Source organism: Microcystis ichthyoblabe FBCC-A1114 (genome assembly GCF_050500245.1).
Taxonomy (GTDB): domain Bacteria; phylum Cyanobacteriota; class Cyanobacteriia; order Cyanobacteriales; family Microcystaceae; genus Microcystis; species Microcystis ichthyoblabe_A.
Window position 1 is genome coordinate 1770034 of record NZ_CP191408.1, and the last position, 17271, is coordinate 1787304.

The 17271-nt window shown below is 42.1% G+C and carries 12 protein-coding genes and 1 pseudogene; 8 read left to right on the forward strand and 5 right to left on the reverse strand.

Translation table 11 applies throughout. The features are described from left to right. Window positions 1–7: 7 nt before the first annotated feature. Window positions 8–769, forward strand: a pseudogene (locus tag ACQY1Y_RS08565) (CHAT domain-containing protein); the annotation flags it as partial. Between the two features lie 259 nt (window positions 770–1028). Here the strand turns inward: ACQY1Y_RS08565 and ACQY1Y_RS08570 are convergent. Next, a complete protein-coding gene (locus tag ACQY1Y_RS08570) occupies window positions 1029–2216 on the reverse strand; it encodes a glycosyltransferase (RefSeq protein ID WP_430014391.1) in 1188 nt (395 codons plus the stop codon). 298 nt (window positions 2217–2514) lie between these two features. Here ACQY1Y_RS08570 and ACQY1Y_RS08575 point away from each other — a divergent pair, with 298 nt between their 5' ends. The 3 genes from ACQY1Y_RS08575 (at window position 2515) to ACQY1Y_RS08585 (ending at window position 7395) form a co-directional block, all read left to right on the forward strand. Beyond that, window positions 2515–3738, forward strand: coding sequence for an NAD(P)/FAD-dependent oxidoreductase (locus ACQY1Y_RS08575; RefSeq protein ID WP_430014392.1), 1224 nt, complete (start codon window positions 2515–2517; stop codon window positions 3736–3738). Window positions 3739–3768: 30 nt separating this feature from the next. Continuing rightward, entirely contained in the window at window positions 3769–4986 is a 1218-nt protein-coding gene (locus tag ACQY1Y_RS08580; protein ID WP_430014393.1) for an S-layer homology domain-containing protein, read from the forward strand. Between the two features lie 183 nt (window positions 4987–5169). Continuing rightward, the gene (locus tag ACQY1Y_RS08585) at window positions 5170–7395 is read left to right on the forward strand and encodes a heavy metal translocating P-type ATPase (protein WP_430014394.1); all 2226 of its coding nucleotides are present in this window, start codon (window positions 5170–5172) and stop codon (window positions 7393–7395) included. Window positions 7396–7405: 10 nt separating this feature from the next. Here the strand turns inward: ACQY1Y_RS08585 and ACQY1Y_RS08590 are convergent, their stop codons facing one another. Further along, window positions 7406–7777, reverse strand: a complete 372-nt coding sequence (locus tag ACQY1Y_RS08590; RefSeq protein ID WP_430014395.1) for a four helix bundle protein — start codon at window positions 7775–7777, stop codon at window positions 7406–7408. 194 nt (window positions 7778–7971) lie between these two features. Here ACQY1Y_RS08590 and hemE point away from each other — a divergent pair, with 194 nt between their 5' ends. Then, window positions 7972–9021, forward strand: coding sequence for a uroporphyrinogen decarboxylase (gene hemE / locus ACQY1Y_RS08595; protein ID WP_002739516.1), 1050 nt, complete (start codon window positions 7972–7974; stop codon window positions 9019–9021). Window positions 9022–9167: 146 nt separating this feature from the next. Next, window positions 9168–10115, forward strand: coding sequence for an NAD-dependent epimerase/dehydratase family protein (locus tag ACQY1Y_RS08600; protein ID WP_430014396.1), 948 nt, complete (start codon window positions 9168–9170; stop codon window positions 10113–10115). A gap of 296 nt (window positions 10116–10411) precedes the next feature. Here ACQY1Y_RS08600 and ACQY1Y_RS08605 read toward each other — a convergent pair whose 3' ends face one another. Together ACQY1Y_RS08605 and cysC are read right to left on the reverse strand one after the other, a co-directional pair. Further along, window positions 10412–12139, reverse strand: coding sequence for an ABC transporter ATP-binding protein (locus tag ACQY1Y_RS08605; protein WP_272082123.1), 1728 nt, complete (start codon window positions 12137–12139; stop codon window positions 10412–10414). Window positions 12140–12578: 439 nt separating this feature from the next. Next, window positions 12579–13124: an adenylyl-sulfate kinase gene (gene cysC / locus ACQY1Y_RS08610; protein WP_002740078.1), complete on the reverse strand. Its 546-nt coding sequence runs from the start codon at window positions 13122–13124 to the stop codon at window positions 12579–12581. A 330-nt stretch (window positions 13125–13454) separates the two neighbouring features. Here cysC and ACQY1Y_RS08615 point away from each other — a divergent pair, with 330 nt between their 5' ends. Both ACQY1Y_RS08615 and ACQY1Y_RS08620 read left to right on the forward strand, forming a co-directional pair. Next, the gene (locus tag ACQY1Y_RS08615; protein WP_430014397.1) at window positions 13455–15623 is read left to right on the forward strand and encodes a transglycosylase SLT domain-containing protein; all 2169 of its coding nucleotides are present in this window, start codon (window positions 13455–13457) and stop codon (window positions 15621–15623) included. 209 nt (window positions 15624–15832) lie between these two features. Next, a complete protein-coding gene (locus ACQY1Y_RS08620) occupies window positions 15833–16663 on the forward strand; it encodes an energy-coupling factor transporter transmembrane component T family protein (RefSeq protein WP_016514550.1) in 831 nt (276 codons plus the stop codon). A gap of 9 nt (window positions 16664–16672) precedes the next feature. Here ACQY1Y_RS08620 and coaE read toward each other — a convergent pair whose 3' ends face one another. Beyond that, the gene (gene coaE, locus ACQY1Y_RS08625) at window positions 16673–17254 is read right to left on the reverse strand and encodes a dephospho-CoA kinase (protein WP_430014398.1); all 582 of its coding nucleotides are present in this window, start codon (window positions 17252–17254) and stop codon (window positions 16673–16675) included. Window positions 17255–17271: the final 17 nt, after the last annotated feature.

Below are 17271 nucleotides of genomic sequence, written 5' to 3' on the forward strand. Positions count from 1 at the left end.
TTTTAACAAATCAGTCGCAGAGGATTTGCCCTATACTCCCCTAGAGTGTGAGTGGGTCGCCCAAACCTGGAATGTGCCTCGCCAACGGCGGCTACAGGGGCGCACTGTCACCCCCGACTCTTATCTGCAATTGCTGAAACAAGTGCAGGCTTTGCTCTCCAGCCACCACGCCACCAGCCGCCCCGATGATCCCCTCAACTCCCACCTCGTCCTAGACGGGGAGCAAAAAGTCACCCTCCGGGATTTACTTAGTCCCCTGTGGCGTTTTCCCGAATTGTTGGAAGTGTTTCTCTCCTGTTGTGAAACCGGTCTCAGTTTTGCCACTTCCCGAGATGAAGAGGGAAAGCTGCGACCGGAATTACTGGACGAACCCCTCAGCTTAGGTACAGGCTTTCTGCTGGGGGGCGCTCGTGCTGTGATTAGTAGTCATTGGGCGGTGGCTGATCTAGCGACGGCGCTGTTTTCCCGGGAGTACCATCGCGCACGGCGGGCCGGAGAGGAACGTTTAACGGCTCTACATCAGGCTCGTCAAGCGTTGCGGGAGACTTGCCAAAAAGACTGGCGGGACCGTTTGACAGCCGATTATCAGCAGGCTTTCCAGACTTGGCAACAAATGCGCCAAACTAAGGACCCGAACGTCAATACTGCTGGGGCTAATTATCAGAAAATCGGCGAATTGATCAAGTGGCTTGGCAATTTTGCTCCCGACGCAGTGCCTTTTCAGGATTATCGTTACTGGGGGGCGTTCTATTGTCTGGGACTTCCTTAAAATTATGAATTATTTCCTTGTTGCAAGCGGGCGAAGCATTCGGATAGGAAATCTACGGTTTCAGCGATAGGTTATGCCCAAATGCTTCGCCCCTACTTTTTCAGCAATCTCTAATTAAGTAGATAGGTATTAAAAACTTTCAGATCACCCTGCCCCCCTTATTAAGGGGGGACTAAGGGGGGATCGGCACCCGCCAAGGGGCAGGGGGGATCAAGGGGGGATTAAAGGCAAAATCCATTTTTAATTTAATTATAACCAGCTAATTAGGATAAACTCGCCCTTTCCAACCTCCCCCTTGACCGCGCCAATAACGCAGGGCAGAATCCACAGTCATTAAACTATAAAAGAGGGCAATTAGGGGTAAAGTTAAAGCCCGCAGGGGGGATAATTTATATAGTCTTAAAGTCGGGCTATAGGAAAGGGCTATTAGTAATAAAGTGACGGTGCTAATTATGATAATTGATGTTTCTTTTAAGACCAATCCCCAGATTAAGCCCAAGGGCGCGGCTAAATAGGTTAAAAACATCCCGAAAATTGTGCCAATTAACCAAAGTGTTGAGTAATTTAGTTGCGTAAATGCGGTGCGGGCTACCATATTCCAAATGCTTGCTAAATCGGGATAGGGACGGAGACTATAGGTGCTTTCTGTTAATCCTAACCAGATGGAACTCTCGTTATTTTCTGGGTGATTTTGCAGATATTTTTTAACCGCAATCGCCAAAGAACAATCATCAATTAAAGCTTGTTTAAGAATCTCAATACCGCCAATTTTTTCTAGGATATCTCGGCGAATTAAAATGCAACCCCCGGCGGCGGCGGCTATCGGGGAATTAGGATTATTAACTAGGGGAAAAGGATAGAGTTTCTCGAAGAAAAAAACAAAGGCAGGAATAAGAAATTTTTCCCAAAAACTGTCACAGCGTAGCAACACCATCAGGGAAACTAAAGCTTGTTTTTCCTGTACTGCTTTAGTTACTAATTGGGTTAAATTATCTGGTGCGTGGGCAATATCGGCATCGGTGAAGAGAAAATAATCGGGAGCGAATTTCTCGGTAGCCTCTTTTATTCCCTGTTTCATTGCCCATAATTTACCCGTCCATCCTATCTCTAAAGGCTGTCCAGAAATAATAGTTATTTGTCCAGATTTATGAGATTGATCAGCAATTTCTTGGGCAACTTTTCCAGTGCCATCACTGCTTTGATCGTCAATTAAAATAATGGAAAATTCGCCTTGATAATCTTGGTTAAAGAGGGAAGCTAAACTGATGGGTAAAACGTCGGCTTCGTTTCGTGCGGGGATAATTGCCGAGACTTTTGGATAATTTGTTAAGGGAGAAGTGACAGGATTAATTTTTTGGTTAGATAGCCAAAATTGTCCCCTGGCTAAGATTAAATATAACCAAATTATTAGCGATAGGAAAGTAACTAATAATAAGAAAAATGTCATAAGCTGGTGGCCTTTCGATGAGGGAACAGGGAATAGGTTAAAAAGAGTAAGTAGGTAGGTGTTAAAAGTTGTCAGACACCCCCCTTATCAAGGGGGGCAGGGGGGATCCCCCCGCCTATCGGCACCCCCCTTATTAAGGGGGGCAGGAGGGATCGAACCTAAAATCCATTTTTAATTTAATTATAACCAGCTACTTATCAAATTTAGATGCACAACAGCTTCATAAGTTTGGGGTTTAACAGAGGGCATTTAGGGTAAAATAAAAGCAAGTTAGCAAGATTAGGCGAGGGAGTAAATCATGGATTATGATGTCGTAATTATTGGGGGCGGACCGGCGGGAGGTCACTGTGGTAGATTATTAAGTGAAAAAGGTTATCGTGTGCTTTTAGTGGAACAACATTCTAGTTGGCAAGATAATAACTTTTCTAGTGCCGCTTCTCCCCTAGAAATTTTAGAACAATTCAATCTCCCCGAAACCGTAGTGGCTAGGTTTTGGAAAAATATCGAAATTATCTCCACTAGCATACATCATTTTTGGTCATCAGTGCAACCTTTAGGGGTAGTTTTTGATTTTGCCAAATTGCGAGAGTTTTTAGCCGCAGAAGTGCTGCGTTGGGGGGGAGAAGTTCGTTTAGTTTGTCGTTATCTGAAATATGAACAAACGGAGAATCAGCTAACTGTTTTCTTGAAATCAAAAGGCGAGGAAATCGAGACAGTTACTACTCGTTTATTGGTTGATGCTACCGGATACGCTAGAGCAGTTATGTATAAATATAGACGAGAAAAACCTGATTTTTTAAAGGGGGTAGGTATTGAATATTTAATTGCTGTGCCAGAAGTAGATTATCAAAAATATCAAGATAATTTAGTATTTTTTATCGGTCATAAATGGAGTCCTAAAGGTTATGGCTGGATTTTTCCTATGGATAATCAGCAATTAAAAATAGGAGCGGCTTGGTTAGAGGGAGAACATCCTTATATTTCTGAAGTTAAGCCTTTAAAAAGTTATATTATCGAGATAATAAAAGACTACATGAACTTAGATAATTATGATCTAGTAGAGCAACACGGTTCCATCGTGGAATATTCCTCTGGACTGCAAGATATTTACTATAAAAAACCAAATATTATCGCCATAGGTGATGCAGTTTCAACTATTAATGCTTTAGGATGGGAAGGTATTCGCCATGCTATGAAAGGAGCCGAAATTGCTTGTCAATACATGGAAGAATATTTACAGGGAAAATCGAGTAATTTTGCCGCTTATCAACGGAGGATGCAAGAATATTTTCAACCCAAATGGAATTTATCTGCTCGCCTCAGTCGCAAAGTTTATTTAAAATATAGTGATGCGCGTATTGATCAAGGATTATCCTATCTCAAGCACCTTTCCACCCAGGATATAATCGACTTTTTATTTTACTACAAATTTGAAAAATACACAAAAGGGTTAGGAGGATTTCTGCTGGGGAAATTACGTCAATGGTGGCGCAAAATTTTTCCTAGTCAAAAACCTGAGTAAATAGGCTAGGATAAAGCTAAGGAAACAATATTGGTAAAGACCGTGAGTAAGTTTATTCGCTACAGTACAATTATCACTCTGCTGGGCATTTTAGCAGCCTGTAGTGGCAATCCTGCCCTAGAAAATCGTCTGGCTGCCGATCCTAATCTACAAACAAATCCCATACCAGAAAACTCTCCTAATAACAGGCAATTACCCGCAAATTTTCCCGCAGAAATTCCTCGATATAGTCAATCAGAATTATTATCCGTGCAGACAAATCCTGATAATACTGGTGGACAAACCCGTTGGCAATCCAACGATCCCAGCAATGCGATCGAGGCTTTTTATCAACAGGAATTAGTTAATAATAATAATTGGGAAATTATCACTCCCTTTTCTGGGGAAGGAGTTAATAGTACCCTAACGGCCCGTCGAGATAATTTAGAGTTAACTATCACCATAACTGCCACTTCTCCCAATACCGAATATAGCCTCGATTATCGTCCAATAGGAACCCCGATTGCTTCCCCTAGTCCCTCCCCTAATCCCTCCCCTATTTCTTCCCCCTTGCCAAATCTTAATCCCACCAGTTTTAACGATCTCGAATCCTTACCTAATCCCTTAAAGAGCCACATTCAAGACTTAGCTAAATTAGGAGTATTAACAGGTAATAATAATCAGTTTAACCCTAATAATACCATAACGCGCCGAGAATTTGCTCGCTGGTTGTTACAGGCTAATAATGCCATTTATGCTAATGTAGCGGGTAAACAAATCCGTTTAGCTACTCCCAATAGTTCCCCAGCTTTTAGTGATGTTAAAAATAACGATCCCGATTATATTTATATTCAAGGATTAGCGGAAGCGGGGTTAATTCCCTCTCCTTTAACGGGAGATAGTAGCGCCCTTTTATTCCGTCCCAATGCTCCTTTAACCCGGGAAGATTTAATCGCGTGGAAAGTGCCATTAGATATTAGAAAAGCTTTACCGAGTGCCAATCTTGATACGATTAAAAATACTTGGGGTTTTCAGGATACCAATAAAATTAACCCGCAGCTGGTGCGCGCTCTTTATGCCGATTTTCAAAATGCCGAACAAGCCAATATTCGGCGAGTTTTTGGTTTTACTACCCTATTTCAGCCAAAAAGACCAGTAACTCGCGCTGAAGCTGCCGCTACTTTATGGTATTTTGGTTTTCAGGGTGATGGTGTTTCTGCTGCCGATGCTGTGCAGGGTCAAGATACGCAACAGAGTGGGGTTAATTGAAATTTGTCCATAAAAATTAAGGGTGTGTTAGGAAAATACAAGCACTCTTTTTGACATTTCTTCATATCTATTCAGAAAAATTAACAAAGGATTCTTGACCCGGCAGCTAGGGGAATATTTTATGCTAAAGATATAACTCTGCTGCAGGGGATTTTCTTGCTGACTTCCGCTGCTATTAACATTATGACCCATCAAACTCTCAAACTCGCCGGGATGAGTTGCGCTGGTTGTGCTGATTCGATCGAACGGATAATTAAATCTATCCCCGGAGTGATTCGATGTCAAGTTAATTTTGGCATGGAACAGGTGGATGTGGACTATGATCCCAAGCGTACCGATCTTAACACTATTCAAGCAAAAGTTAGGGATGCCGGTTTCCAAGCTACACCGATAACGGAAATTAATCTCGAATCCAGGCCAGAAAAAGAACTTCTCACTAAACTATCGATCGCTATTGTTATTAGCATTATACTTTTTATCGGTTCTTTGCCGATGATGACGGGTTTATCTCTATCTTTTATTCCCCACTGGTTACACGCTCCCTTATTACAATTAATTCTCGCTACTCCCGTCCAATTTTGGTGTGGTCAAAGTTTTTATAAAAATGCTTGGAAAGCCTTTAAAAATCGCACTGCCACCATGGATACTTTAGTAGTTTTGGGAACCAGTGCCGCCTATTTTTATTCCCTGTTTTTAACCTTCGGGAGCGATTTTATCGAAAAACAGGGGTTTAATTCCCATGTCTATTACGAAGCATCCGCTATCGTCATTACTCTGATTTTACTCGGTCGTTTCCTCGAAAAACGTGCCAGAAAAGAAACGGCCGCCGCTATTAAACAATTAATGAGATTACAGGCAAAAACTGCTAGGGTAATTAGGGAAGAACAGACGCTAGATATACCAATAGAAGAGGTGAAGGTAGGAGATATAATTTTAGTGCGTCCGGGAGAAAAAATTCCCGTCGATGGCATAATTATCCAAGGCAGTTCTAGCATTGATGAATCGATGGTGACGGGGGAAAGTTTACCCGTGCGAAAAACCGTCAATCAACAGGTAATCGGGGCGACAATTAATAAAACCGGTAGCCTACAAATGCAAGCGTTACGAGTGGGAAAAGATACGGTTTTAGCTCAGATTGTCCGATTAGTGCAAACCGCGCAAGCATCAAAAGCACCTATACAAAGATTAGTCGATCGAGTGACCGCTTATTTTGTGCCGGTGGTGATGATTATTGCCGTAATAACTTTCCTATTTTGGATTCTCCGCACGGGTAATCTCACCCTCGCTTTGATTACAATGGTGGAAGTCCTAATTATCGCTTGTCCCTGTGCGCTAGGATTAGCTACACCCACCTCGATTATGGTGGGAACAGGACAGGGAGCAAAACAGGGAATTTTAATTAAAAATGCCGAAAGTTTAGAATTGGCCCAGGGTATTACTACTATTGTTCTCGATAAAACGGGAACTCTCACCCAGGGGAAACCAACGGTGACGGACTTCTTGACTCGCGAGGGGGTGAGGGATGGACGGGAATTATCGCTGCTGCAGTTAGTCGTATCGGTGGAGAATCATTCTGAACACCCGCTAGGAGAAGCAATAGTTAGATATGGGCAGTTAAATCAGATTAAAACCCTAGAAGTAAGCGAATTTGACTCAATAACCGGGTCAGGAGTGCAGGGAAAAGTCGGGTCAGATTTCGTGCAAATCGGGACACAACAATGGTTAGAAAGTCAAGGGATCGAAACAAAAGTTCTTAAAAAAGTCGCCCACGATTGGGAATGGCAGAAAAAAACCGTGGCTTGGATAGCGGTTAACGGGCGTTTAGAGGGAGTGATCGCCATTTCCGACGTTTTAAAACCTTTTTCTTCCTTAGTGGTCGCCAAGCTCAAAAAAATGGGCTTAGAGGTGATGATGATGACGGGGGACAACCTCGAAACCGCAGAGGCGATCGCCAGCGAGTTGGGTATCCGGCGCTTTTTTGCCGCACTCCGTCCCGAACAAAAAGCCGAAAAAATCGAATATTTGCAGAAAAAAGGGAAAATAGTCGCCATGGTTGGAGATGGTATCAATGATGCGATCGCATTGGCGCAAGCGGACTTAGGTATTGCCATTGGCACGGGGACCGATGTAGCGATCGCTGCAAGCGATATAACCTTAATTTCGGGAGATTTACAGGGAATTGTGACTGCTATTGAGTTAAGTCGGGCAACAATGGGAAATATCAAAGAAAATCTCTTTTTTGCTTTTATTTATAACCTGATTGCCATTCCCATCGCTGCCGGAGTCCTCTATCCTTTTCTGCTCAATCCGATTATTGCCGGCGCTGCCATGGCTTTAAGTTCCCTTTCCGTGGTGACGAATGCTTTACGATTGCGTCGAGTTCATCCCAGGGTGGGGAGTGGGGTGTAGGGTGTGGGGGTTATTTATTTTCAAGGGCACGAATCAAAGTTAGCAGGAGTCGGACCACTGATTCACATTGATTAAGAATAGGATTGACGCTCTGAGGGGAAGCTAGTTCAACTCTTTGAGAGATTAACCAATGAGTCTCCAACTCTTTGAGAGAACCTTGAGCTATGTACAAAAATTGGATGTATTCTCCCCTGGTTTTGCGTCCATACCCCTCGGCAATATTCGCTGCTATTGACACCGAAGCTCGGCGAATCTGTGTTGTCATCCTATAAAGCTCTTCTTTGGGAAAAGTTTTAGTGAGACGATAGCAACTTTCAGCTAAATTTACGGCCTCCTGCCAAACTCTTAAATCTCGGTAAGATTGAATTTTTGAATCCGCCATAGATTTTATCAACTTATCCCTATAGCCTACACTCTACACCCTGTCTCAACCCAAAAGATTGTACTACAATTTCCAGTACCCAGTTTCAATGCAAAGAGGGATAACTTTCGTTAACAATTCTTAAGGAAAAACCAGAAAAATTAGCTGTACGGGGGATGATACCGTAGAAAAGGCAATAGAATAATCATCCTGATATGACTGACTCCCCTGAAATACCTTATTTATTACGCGCTGCCAAAGGAGAAATCTTACCCCGTCCTCCCGTGTGGATGATGAGACAAGCAGGACGTTATATGCAGATTTATCGGGAATTGCGGGATAAATACCCCAGTTTTCGGGAAAGATCGGAAAATGCCGATTTAGCGATCGAAATCTCCCTGCAACCTTGGCGTGCTTTTCAACCGGATGGGGTGATCATGTTCTCCGATATCCTCACTCCCCTAGCGGGAATTGGTATTCCCTTTGATATTATCGAAAGTAAGGGGCCGATTATCGATTCTCCCATTCGTACTCAAGCGCAGGTGGACCAACTTAATCCCCTCGATCCCGATCAGTCTTTACCTTTTATCAAAACGATTTTAAAAACCCTACGTCAAGAGGTGGGAAACAAATCCACTGTCCTCGGTTTTGTCGGAGCGCCTTGGACTTTAGCAGCATACGCAGTGGAAGGGAAAGGTTCTAAAAGTTATTCTGTGATTAAAGGTATGGCTTTTTCGGAACCCTCGGTACTGCACCAATTTTTAGATAAATTAGCGGATATGATTGCCACCTATGTCCGTTATCAAATTGATTGTGGGGCGCAAGTGGTACAAATGTTCGACTCTTGGGCGGGTCAATTAACTCCCCAAGATTACGATGTTTTTGCCTTACCCTATCAACAAAAAGTAGTTCGTTTGGTGAAAGAAACCCATCCCGATACACCGTTAATTCTCTACATTAGTGGCAGCGCCGGCGTTTTGGAAAGAATGGGTAAATCGGGGGTTGATATTATTAGCGTCGATTGGACCGTGGATCTGGCCGAAGCGAGACAGCGTTTAGGTAAATCGATGATGGTTCAAGGTAATATCGATCCGGGGGTTTTATTCGGTTCCCAGTCTTTTATTCGCGAGCGGATTATTGATACTATTCGTAAAGCAGGTAATCAAGGTCATATTCTTAATTTAGGTCATGGTGTTTTGGTGGGAACTCCTGAAGATAACGTGCGTTTCTTCTTTGAAACCGCTAAAGGATTTAGTTATCAATAAAGTTACTCAGGGAACAGGGGATGGGGAAATGGGGAAATGGGGGGATTCAACTAATACCCCAAAACCCTAAAACCCCAACACCGGTTTTTACTTTTTACTTTTTACTTTCACACTGTCCCCTAAATTCTGCCGTATCAATTAAAATAATGAAAAAGATATTTCTAACGGGTGTGAGTGGCTGTATTGGGCATTATATCGCCGAGATTTTACTGGAAAATCCCGACTATGAATTATATTTTTTATTACGTAATCCAGAAAAGTTAAAATTTAGTTACCAAGGGCGATCAAATGTTCATATACTTTTAGGCGATATGCAAAATATTGGGGTATATGCCGAGCTTTTAAAAACAATGAATATAGCGGTTTTAATCGCTACCAGTTGGGGAGGAGAGGAGGAAAGTTATCAAATTAATGTGGTAAAAACTCTAGAATTAATTAGTTATTTAGATGCTCAAATCTGCGAGAAAGTCCTCTACTTTTCCACTGCCAGCATTCTCAATCAAAATAATCAACCTTTGCCCGAAGCTGGGGAAATAGGAACTAATTATATCCGCACTAAATATATTTGTTATAGTAAATTTGCTCACCTAGAAATCGCCGATAAAATTATCACTTTATACCCCACTTTTGTCTTAGGTGGTGACGAAAATAAACCCTATTCTCATATCTATGGGGGTTTACCGGATGTGTTGAAATATATCGGTTTAGTGCGTTGGTTTCAAGCTGATGGCAGTTTTCATTTTATCCATGCCAAAGATATAGCTCAAGTGGTGAATTATTTAATCGAAAATCCCGCACCAGAAAGCAAAATTGTCCTAGGCAATCAACGCACAACAGCTAACCAAGCAGTGGAGGAAATCTGTACTTATTTAAACAAAAAAATCTATTTTCGCATTCCTTTATCTTTAACCATTGCTAACTTTTTTATCAAAGTTTTTAACTTGCAGATGGAAGCATGGGACCGTTTTGCGATGAATTATCGCCACTTCACCCACATTAAAACCTATACTCCTGCTGATTTTGGTTTAAAAAACCATTGTTCCACCCTCGATGATGTTTTAACCCTGCGAGGAATTCCTCGAAAAAAACCCTAAGTAGAGGGGACGGAAAAATATGTGTAATTAATTCTGTCTGGATACTTACAGCGTTTCCCTAAAGATGAAGTCTAACCTAATTCCGCGACTGACTCCCCAAAACGAAAACTTCCCACCTCACCATTAAGATAACTGCTCTATCGGTGATTCTTGAATTAGTACAAGTGTATGAACAACCGCGTGTAAGCATCCCACCGAAAAACTAATGCGCGGGGGGTTTGGGGGGTTCTACCCCCCAAAAACTTGGCTTGAATGATAAAATCAGAAATAATGCCCAACTCTTAACGCCAAATAGACTAATCTTGAAATTGTCTAGCATGAAATTGAGCGTAACGACCATTAAGATTTAATAACTCCTCGTGATTACCCACCTCGATAATTTCACCCTTTTCTAAGACTAAAATACGGTTAGCTTTTCTGACAGTTGCTAATCGGTGAGCAATAACAAATACCGTGCGCTCCGTCATAATTCTTTCTAAAGCTTCCTGCACTAAAGCTTCCGATTCCGAATCGAGCGCTGAAGTCGCTTCATCTAAAATTAAAATTCTCGGATTAGATAAAACCGCTCGCGCGATGGCGATTCTTTGTCTTTGTCCACCCGATAAATTAACACCCCTTTCTCCCACATAGGTATAGTAACCCTGGGAAAGTTCACCGATAAATTGATGAGCGTTGGCGATTTTTGCCGCTTTTTCCACCTCTTGCAGATTAAAATCTCCCTGGCCAAAAGCGATATTTTGGGCTATAGTACCAGAAAAGAGAATATTTTCCTGCAAAACTACCCCAATTTGTCGCCGGAGACTTTTTAAAGTCACATCACGAATATCCACCCCATCGATTAAAATCTTGCCGGAAGTGGGGTCATAAAAACGCAATAAAAGATTAACTAAAGTGGTTTTTCCCGCTCCCGATGCTCCCACTAAAGCAATCATTTCGCCAGCGTGTGCAGTAAAATTAATATTTTTTAAAACCTGTCTGTCCTCATTGTAAGAAAAATTTACTTGACAATATTCAACTTCTTTGCTGTGGAGTGGCAGATTGATCGCATTCGGTTTTTCGGTAATTGTTGGCAAAATAGCTAACAATTCAAAAATCCGATCCATGGAGGCTTGACCCTGTTTAAATTGATTATAATTACTGGTAATATGGGCGATGGGATCGATTAACATTGCCACCGCCGCCACATAACTAACAAAGTCAATTCCAGTTAAATTCTTTTGGGAAATTTGCCAACCAGCGAGAAAGAATAAAAAGATGACACCGAGAGCTTGTAAGAATCCCACCACGACGTATTGTAAAGCTTTGGTGGATTCTGATAGGTATTGAGCGCGGCGATTTTCCTCCGCTTCTTGAGCAAAAAGCTCGGTTTGATAATCTTCAGCGGCAAAAGCTTGCACCACACGAATACCGCCAAAAACTTCGGTTAATAACGAAGAAAGATTAGATATTTTCGCCTGAGCGCGACGAGCATATTGTAATAATTTTTCACCAAAAAATCCCACCAAAACTCCTAACAAAGGAGCGATAATAATGACAGCGATCGTCAATTGCCAGTTAACAATAAACATATAGGCAAAGACGACAATTAACTGTAAGGCTGAGGGAATAAAATCATGGAAAAATTTGTTAATTACTTCCCCAATGCGATCAATATCTTCCGTTAAACGATAGGATAAATCACCAGTTTTTGCCGTTTCAAAGTAATTTAAGCCGAGGGTTTGCAGGTGTGCATAAACTTTTTTTCTTAATTCCAGGGCAATTTTTAAAGAAGCTTTTGCCATCAGGGAATCTTGCCCATACTGAGACATTCCCCGCAGTAAAAAAACCACTGCCCCCACCCCCGAAAGTGTCGCCAATGCCTGCACATTTCCCTCACCGATATATCTGGCCATTTGTCCAGCTAACCAAGCTAAAATCGGCCAAAATACCGTAAATCCGATCGTACAGATAAACGCCAAAATAATTGTTTGGGTTTGGGGACGGAGATAGGGAATGAGGTTCCAATAACTAGAGCGAGATTTCAAAATAATTTAGCACCTTTAAATATTAAGTATTCCTGCAAAATTAATTTGCTAGTCGAGACAGTTATCAGTTATCAATTATCAGTTATCAGTTATCAGTTATCAATTATCAGTTATCAGATTTAAGTTTTAAGTGAGCAGTATTAAATAGAAGTTTCCTACTGTCTTTTCACTGTTTACTGTTTACTGTTTACTGTTTACTGATCACTGACTACTGTTTACTGTTTACTGTTTACTGTTTACTGATCACTGTTTACTGATTACTGTTTAGGCACTCTTGCACTTTGGCCAGAGGGTTAGGGAGAGGTATAATTAACCTTGCTTAGGTACTGAAGAAAAGGAGATTAACTAACAAATTTGCCTAAGGGGTTAATCGGGGTGTAGAGACGTTTTTAGTCCACGTCCCTACGATATTTTCCAATAATACAAAGTTATTTTGTGATCAAACCGCCACAGCTTGATGAATGTAGCCTAATTCCGTCAATTTGTTCCAGACTTTGGCGACACTTTCCTCTAAAGTCTCTAAATCAGTGCGGCATTCCACTTCCGGGTTAAAAGGTGGTTCATAGGGATCATCAATTCCCGTAAAAGACTTGATTTCGCCAGCACGCGCTCTTTTATATAATCCTTTCACATCGCGATCCTCACAGACGCTTAAGGGAGCATTCACGAAAACTTCGACAAAACTCCCAATTTTCCCCCGTACTTCCTCGCGAATCTCACGATAGGGAGAAATAGCCGAAACTAGGACAATCACACCGTGACGGGTGAGCAAATTAGACACAAAACCAATGCGACGGATATTTTCATCGCGATCCTCTTTACTAAATCCTAAACCTTTGGTGAGGTTCGTCCGTACTATATCGCCATCGAGAACTTCAATGGAATAGCCTTCAGCGATTAATTTTGCCTGTAATGCCTCGGTAATCGTGCTTTTCCCCGCACCGCTCAATCCCGTTAACCAAACCGTCACGCCGCGCTGTTTCATAGTAATCATTAATAATACTTAAATCCTGTTTAGCGTACCATATCTCAGGGATCAGTGATCAGGAGTCAGGAGTCAGGAGATAGGAGATAGGAGTCAGGAGTCAGGAGTCAGGAGTCAGGAGTCAGGAGATTATTTTATTTATTCTCCCTACACCCTACACCCCACACCCTACACCCCACACCCTACACCCTACACCCCACACCCTACACCCCACACCCCACACCCCACACCCCACACCCCACACCCCACTTCCCCAACCTGATTGAAACAAACAACCTGTCACCACGATCACTGATAATGTATGTTGAGTTACTGTCTTGAATTAAGGTAATGTTTAAGAAATTCCCCCCTCACACCCCGCTCATTCTTGGACTAGGTTCTGGGGTTGCGCTTTTTACTCTCACCAGTCTCTTTCTCTTTCACCCGAAAATTCTCGCTTGGCTCGATCGCAATAGTGCTTCGGTTCCTAGCCAAGATCCTAACCAATCCTCTGCCGTAGTTGATAGCGCTTCCTTACCACAAACCGAGCGAGATGTCAAGTTAAAAGATGTTGCTGATGCCAATGCGCCCTCTTTAGAGCGTAGTCGCGCCCGCTATCTCTTGGCTATGGATTTATTGAGAAAATATGAAGGCGGTCCGGCTTTAAAACAATTAGAAGGCTTAGAAAAACAATATCCTGTCCTCGCTCCCCAGATTCTCCTCAAACAGGGACGCGCCTACGAATTAAGCAATGATAGTGAAAGAGCGCGAGAAATTTGGCAAAAATTACTGGAAACCTATCCCCAATCGCCCGTAGTGGCGGAAGCTTACTACTCTTTGGGCAAATACGACCCCAGTTATCATGAAAAATTGCTCAAGGAATACCCCCGACACCCGCGCACTTTGGCTTTAATTCGCCAACGTCTTCAAGAAAATCCCGATCAATTTCCCTTATGGTTGCAGTTAGCCAAGGCTAATCCTTTTGATCCTACCCTCAATCAGGCCCGCGATCGTTTGGTGAAAGACTACGCCAATCAGTTAACTCCGGCGGATTGGGCAATGATTGGGGCGGGTTATTGGCAGTCGGGATTGTACGAAAAGGCCTATAAAGCCTACGCTAAAGCCACTCCTAGCCCCGAACAAGCCTATCGTTACGCCCGCGGGCTACAAATTGCCAAAAAACTGCCAGAAGCTCGCATCGCTTACCAAAAATTAATTAAAACCTATTCCCAAGCCCCAGAAACCGGTTTAGGATTACTGCGACTCGCCCAAATTTCTCCTAACCGCGATGCCGTAGCATATCTCGATCGCATTGTCAAGCAATTTCCCGATCGCGCCCCGGAAGCTTTGGAAGCGAAAGCCAAATTACTCAACTCAACTAATGCTCAGGCCGCTAGTCAAACATGGCAGACTCTATTAAATAAATACCCAAAATCCGACGAAGCCGCCGATTATCGCTGGTTAATGGCCCAAAGAGCTGCTAAATCCGGTGATTACGCCAAGGCGTGGCAGTGGGCGCAGCCAATTGCGGTTAATAATCCCGATAGTCAAACTGCCCCGAAAGCGGCCTTTTGGGTGGGAAAATGGGCGCAAAAACTGGGCAAAAACCAAGAAGCAAAACAAGCTTTTACCTACACTATTTCTCGTCATCCCCATTCCTATTATGCTTGGCGCTCGGCGGTTTTATTAGGTTGGGACGTGGGGGATTTTACCACTGTCCGCTCCTATAATCCTACCACCGTCAAACCCGCCACTCGTAACGATCCCCCCGCCGGTTCGGAAGCTTTCAAGGAATTATATCGAATTGGTGAAGATACGGACGCTTGGAATCTCTTCCAAGCAGAAATTGTTGATCCTTGGAATTTAACCGTTGACGAACAATTTAACCTCGGTGTCTATAAACTCTCTCGCAATCAAAATTTAGAAGGAATTAACCTGATTTGGCGCTTGCGAGAAAGAGATACCCCAGAGGAAAAGGAAGCCTGGAAAGTCCTGCGACAAAATGATAAATACTGGCACGCTTTATTCCCTTTCCCCTACTACGATAGCATCCTGCAATGGTCAAAAGATAGACAATTAAATCCCCTGCTAGTGACGGCTTTAATCCGGCAAGAATCCCGCTTTGAAAAAGAAATTCGTTCTCCTGTGGGGGCAGTGGGATTAATGCAAATTATGCCCGATACGGGGAAATATATCGCGGGTAATACTGGCAATAAAAGTTATTCTTTAACTAATCCCGAAGATAACATTATGATGGGGACATGGTATCTCGATTATACCCATGGCAAATTCGCAGGAAATTCACTTTTTGCCGTGGCTAGTTATAACGCCGGACCTGGGGCAGTTTCTAAATGGAAACAGCGTTTTGATTTTAGCGATCCCGATGAATTTGTCGAGAATATTCCCTTTAGAGAAACTAAGGGTTATATAGAATCGGTGTTTGGTAATTATTGGAATTATCTCCAGATTTATAACCCTGAAATTCAAGAGCAAATGAAGAGAGTTGCTAACCCTTCCTAGGGGATTGATGGGGATGGGTAATTAACTCATTCCCTTAAAGTTATAATTAAATTGAAGATATATCCCCCCTTAATCACCCCTTAATAAGGGGTGTGCCGATCCCCCCTGCCCCCCTTAATAAGGGGGGTGCCGATAGGCGGGGGGATCCCTATAAGGGGGGCATCTGACAGTTTTTAACACCTAGCTACTTACTAACTTTTTTCCTAATTATGCAATCATTTAACTGGCAAACCGTCGATCGAGATTCTCCTTTTACTCGCCTAGATTTTCGGACAAAATTAACCATGATGATCGTGGTTACTCTTATCGCTTTTACTTGGGAAAGTCCCCTCGCTGGCGGTTTGCTAACTCTTATTGTCGCTTTAGCTTGTCTCTGGGCTGGGGTAAAATGGTCTTATCTCCTCACCATTTTAAAATTCATGGCTCCTTTTTATCTATTCTTATTAATTACCATGGGATTTTTTAATGTGGAACAGGTAAAAGCTTTAACAGGAAAAACTGAATTAACTCCCTTATTAACTGTCGGTTCTGCTCAAATGACTGTGGAGGGAACCCTCTACGGTTTAAATGTGATCTTTAAAACTCTCACCATGGTTTTAATTATTCCCCTCGCTATTTTTACCACTGATATAAATCAGATGATGGTGAGTTTAACTAAAGCCAGAATTCCCTACAAAATAGTCTTTATTTTTTCCTCTACCCTGCGTTTATTTCCTCTCCTAGTAGAAGAATCTCGATCGATTATTTCTGCTCAAAGATTACGAGGATTAGCAATAGAAAAAATGGGTTGGCTGCAAAAAGGAAAAATTTACGCTTCTATCGCTGTACCTTTAATTTTAAACGCTATGGCTAAATCGCAAAAATTAGAGGTAGTTCTACAAGCTAAAGCTTTCTCTGGTGATCCCGATCGCACATTTTTACAGGAATCAATCTTAACCAATAAAGACTATTTATTAATTATTGGCTTTCTATTTTTATTGGTTTTGGCAATTATTCTCTATGTAAAATTCGGGGTGGGAAAATTTGCCTGGTTGTTTTAAGATTAATCCCTATTGTATAGCTCGATCGATCTGGGTATATAAAGCTTCTAAATCCCCGGAATTGTCCAAAACAATATCAGCTAAGGCAATTTTTTCGGCTAAAGGCATTTGATTATTAATCCGAGCGATCGCTTGTTCCCTAGTTAAGTTATTTCTAGTCATTAAGCGTTGAATTTGTTGCTCGAAACTGCAAGAAATCACCCAAATCTCTGTGACTAAATGGGTTAATTTGGCTTCAAACAATAAAGGGATAGAAAAAACAACTATCGGGGCTTCTAACTGCTCTAAATGCCGATTAAAACATTCTCTAACGTAGGGATGAATCTGACTTTCTAACCAGATTTTTTCCTGGGGATTATTAAAAATAATCTCTCCTAACTGTTGGCGATTAAGAGAATTATCCTCAGTTTTAACTTTTCTGCCATAACGCGCCAAAATTCTCTCTAAAATTGCCGAACCTTTTTCCACTGCTTCCCGGGCATAAATATCCGCATCAAGGACAGGAATTTTGTAGATATTTTCTAAATAATTGGAAACCGTGGATTTACCACAGGCTATTCCCCCTGTTAACCCGATAATTCTTCTTGACATAAATTATTAAATTGCTA

Coding starts and splice junctions, on each gene's coding strand:
- ACQY1Y_RS08570 (WP_430014391.1), bottom strand. CDS start 2,216: ATGACATTTTTCTTATTATTAGTTACTTTCCTATCGCTAATAATTTGG.
- ACQY1Y_RS08575 (WP_430014392.1), top strand. CDS start 2,515: ATGGATTATGATGTCGTAATTATTGGGGGCGGACCGGCGGGAGGTCAC.
- ACQY1Y_RS08620 (WP_016514550.1), top strand. CDS start 15,833: ATGCAATCATTTAACTGGCAAACCGTCGATCGAGATTCTCCTTTTACT.
- ACQY1Y_RS08600 (WP_430014396.1), top strand. CDS start 9,168: ATGAAAAAGATATTTCTAACGGGTGTGAGTGGCTGTATTGGGCATTAT.
- ACQY1Y_RS08585 (WP_430014394.1), top strand. CDS start 5,170: ATGACCCATCAAACTCTCAAACTCGCCGGGATGAGTTGCGCTGGTTGT.
- hemE (WP_002739516.1), top strand. CDS start 7,972: ATGACTGACTCCCCTGAAATACCTTATTTATTACGCGCTGCCAAAGGA.
- cysC (WP_002740078.1), bottom strand. CDS start 13,124: ATGAAACAGCGCGGCGTGACGGTTTGGTTAACGGGATTGAGCGGTGCG.
- ACQY1Y_RS08590 (WP_430014395.1), bottom strand. CDS start 7,777: ATGGCGGATTCAAAAATTCAATCTTACCGAGATTTAAGAGTTTGGCAG.
- coaE (WP_430014398.1), bottom strand. CDS start 17,254: ATGTCAAGAAGAATTATCGGGTTAACAGGGGGAATAGCCTGTGGTAAA.
- ACQY1Y_RS08615 (WP_430014397.1), top strand. CDS start 13,455: ATGTTTAAGAAATTCCCCCCTCACACCCCGCTCATTCTTGGACTAGGT.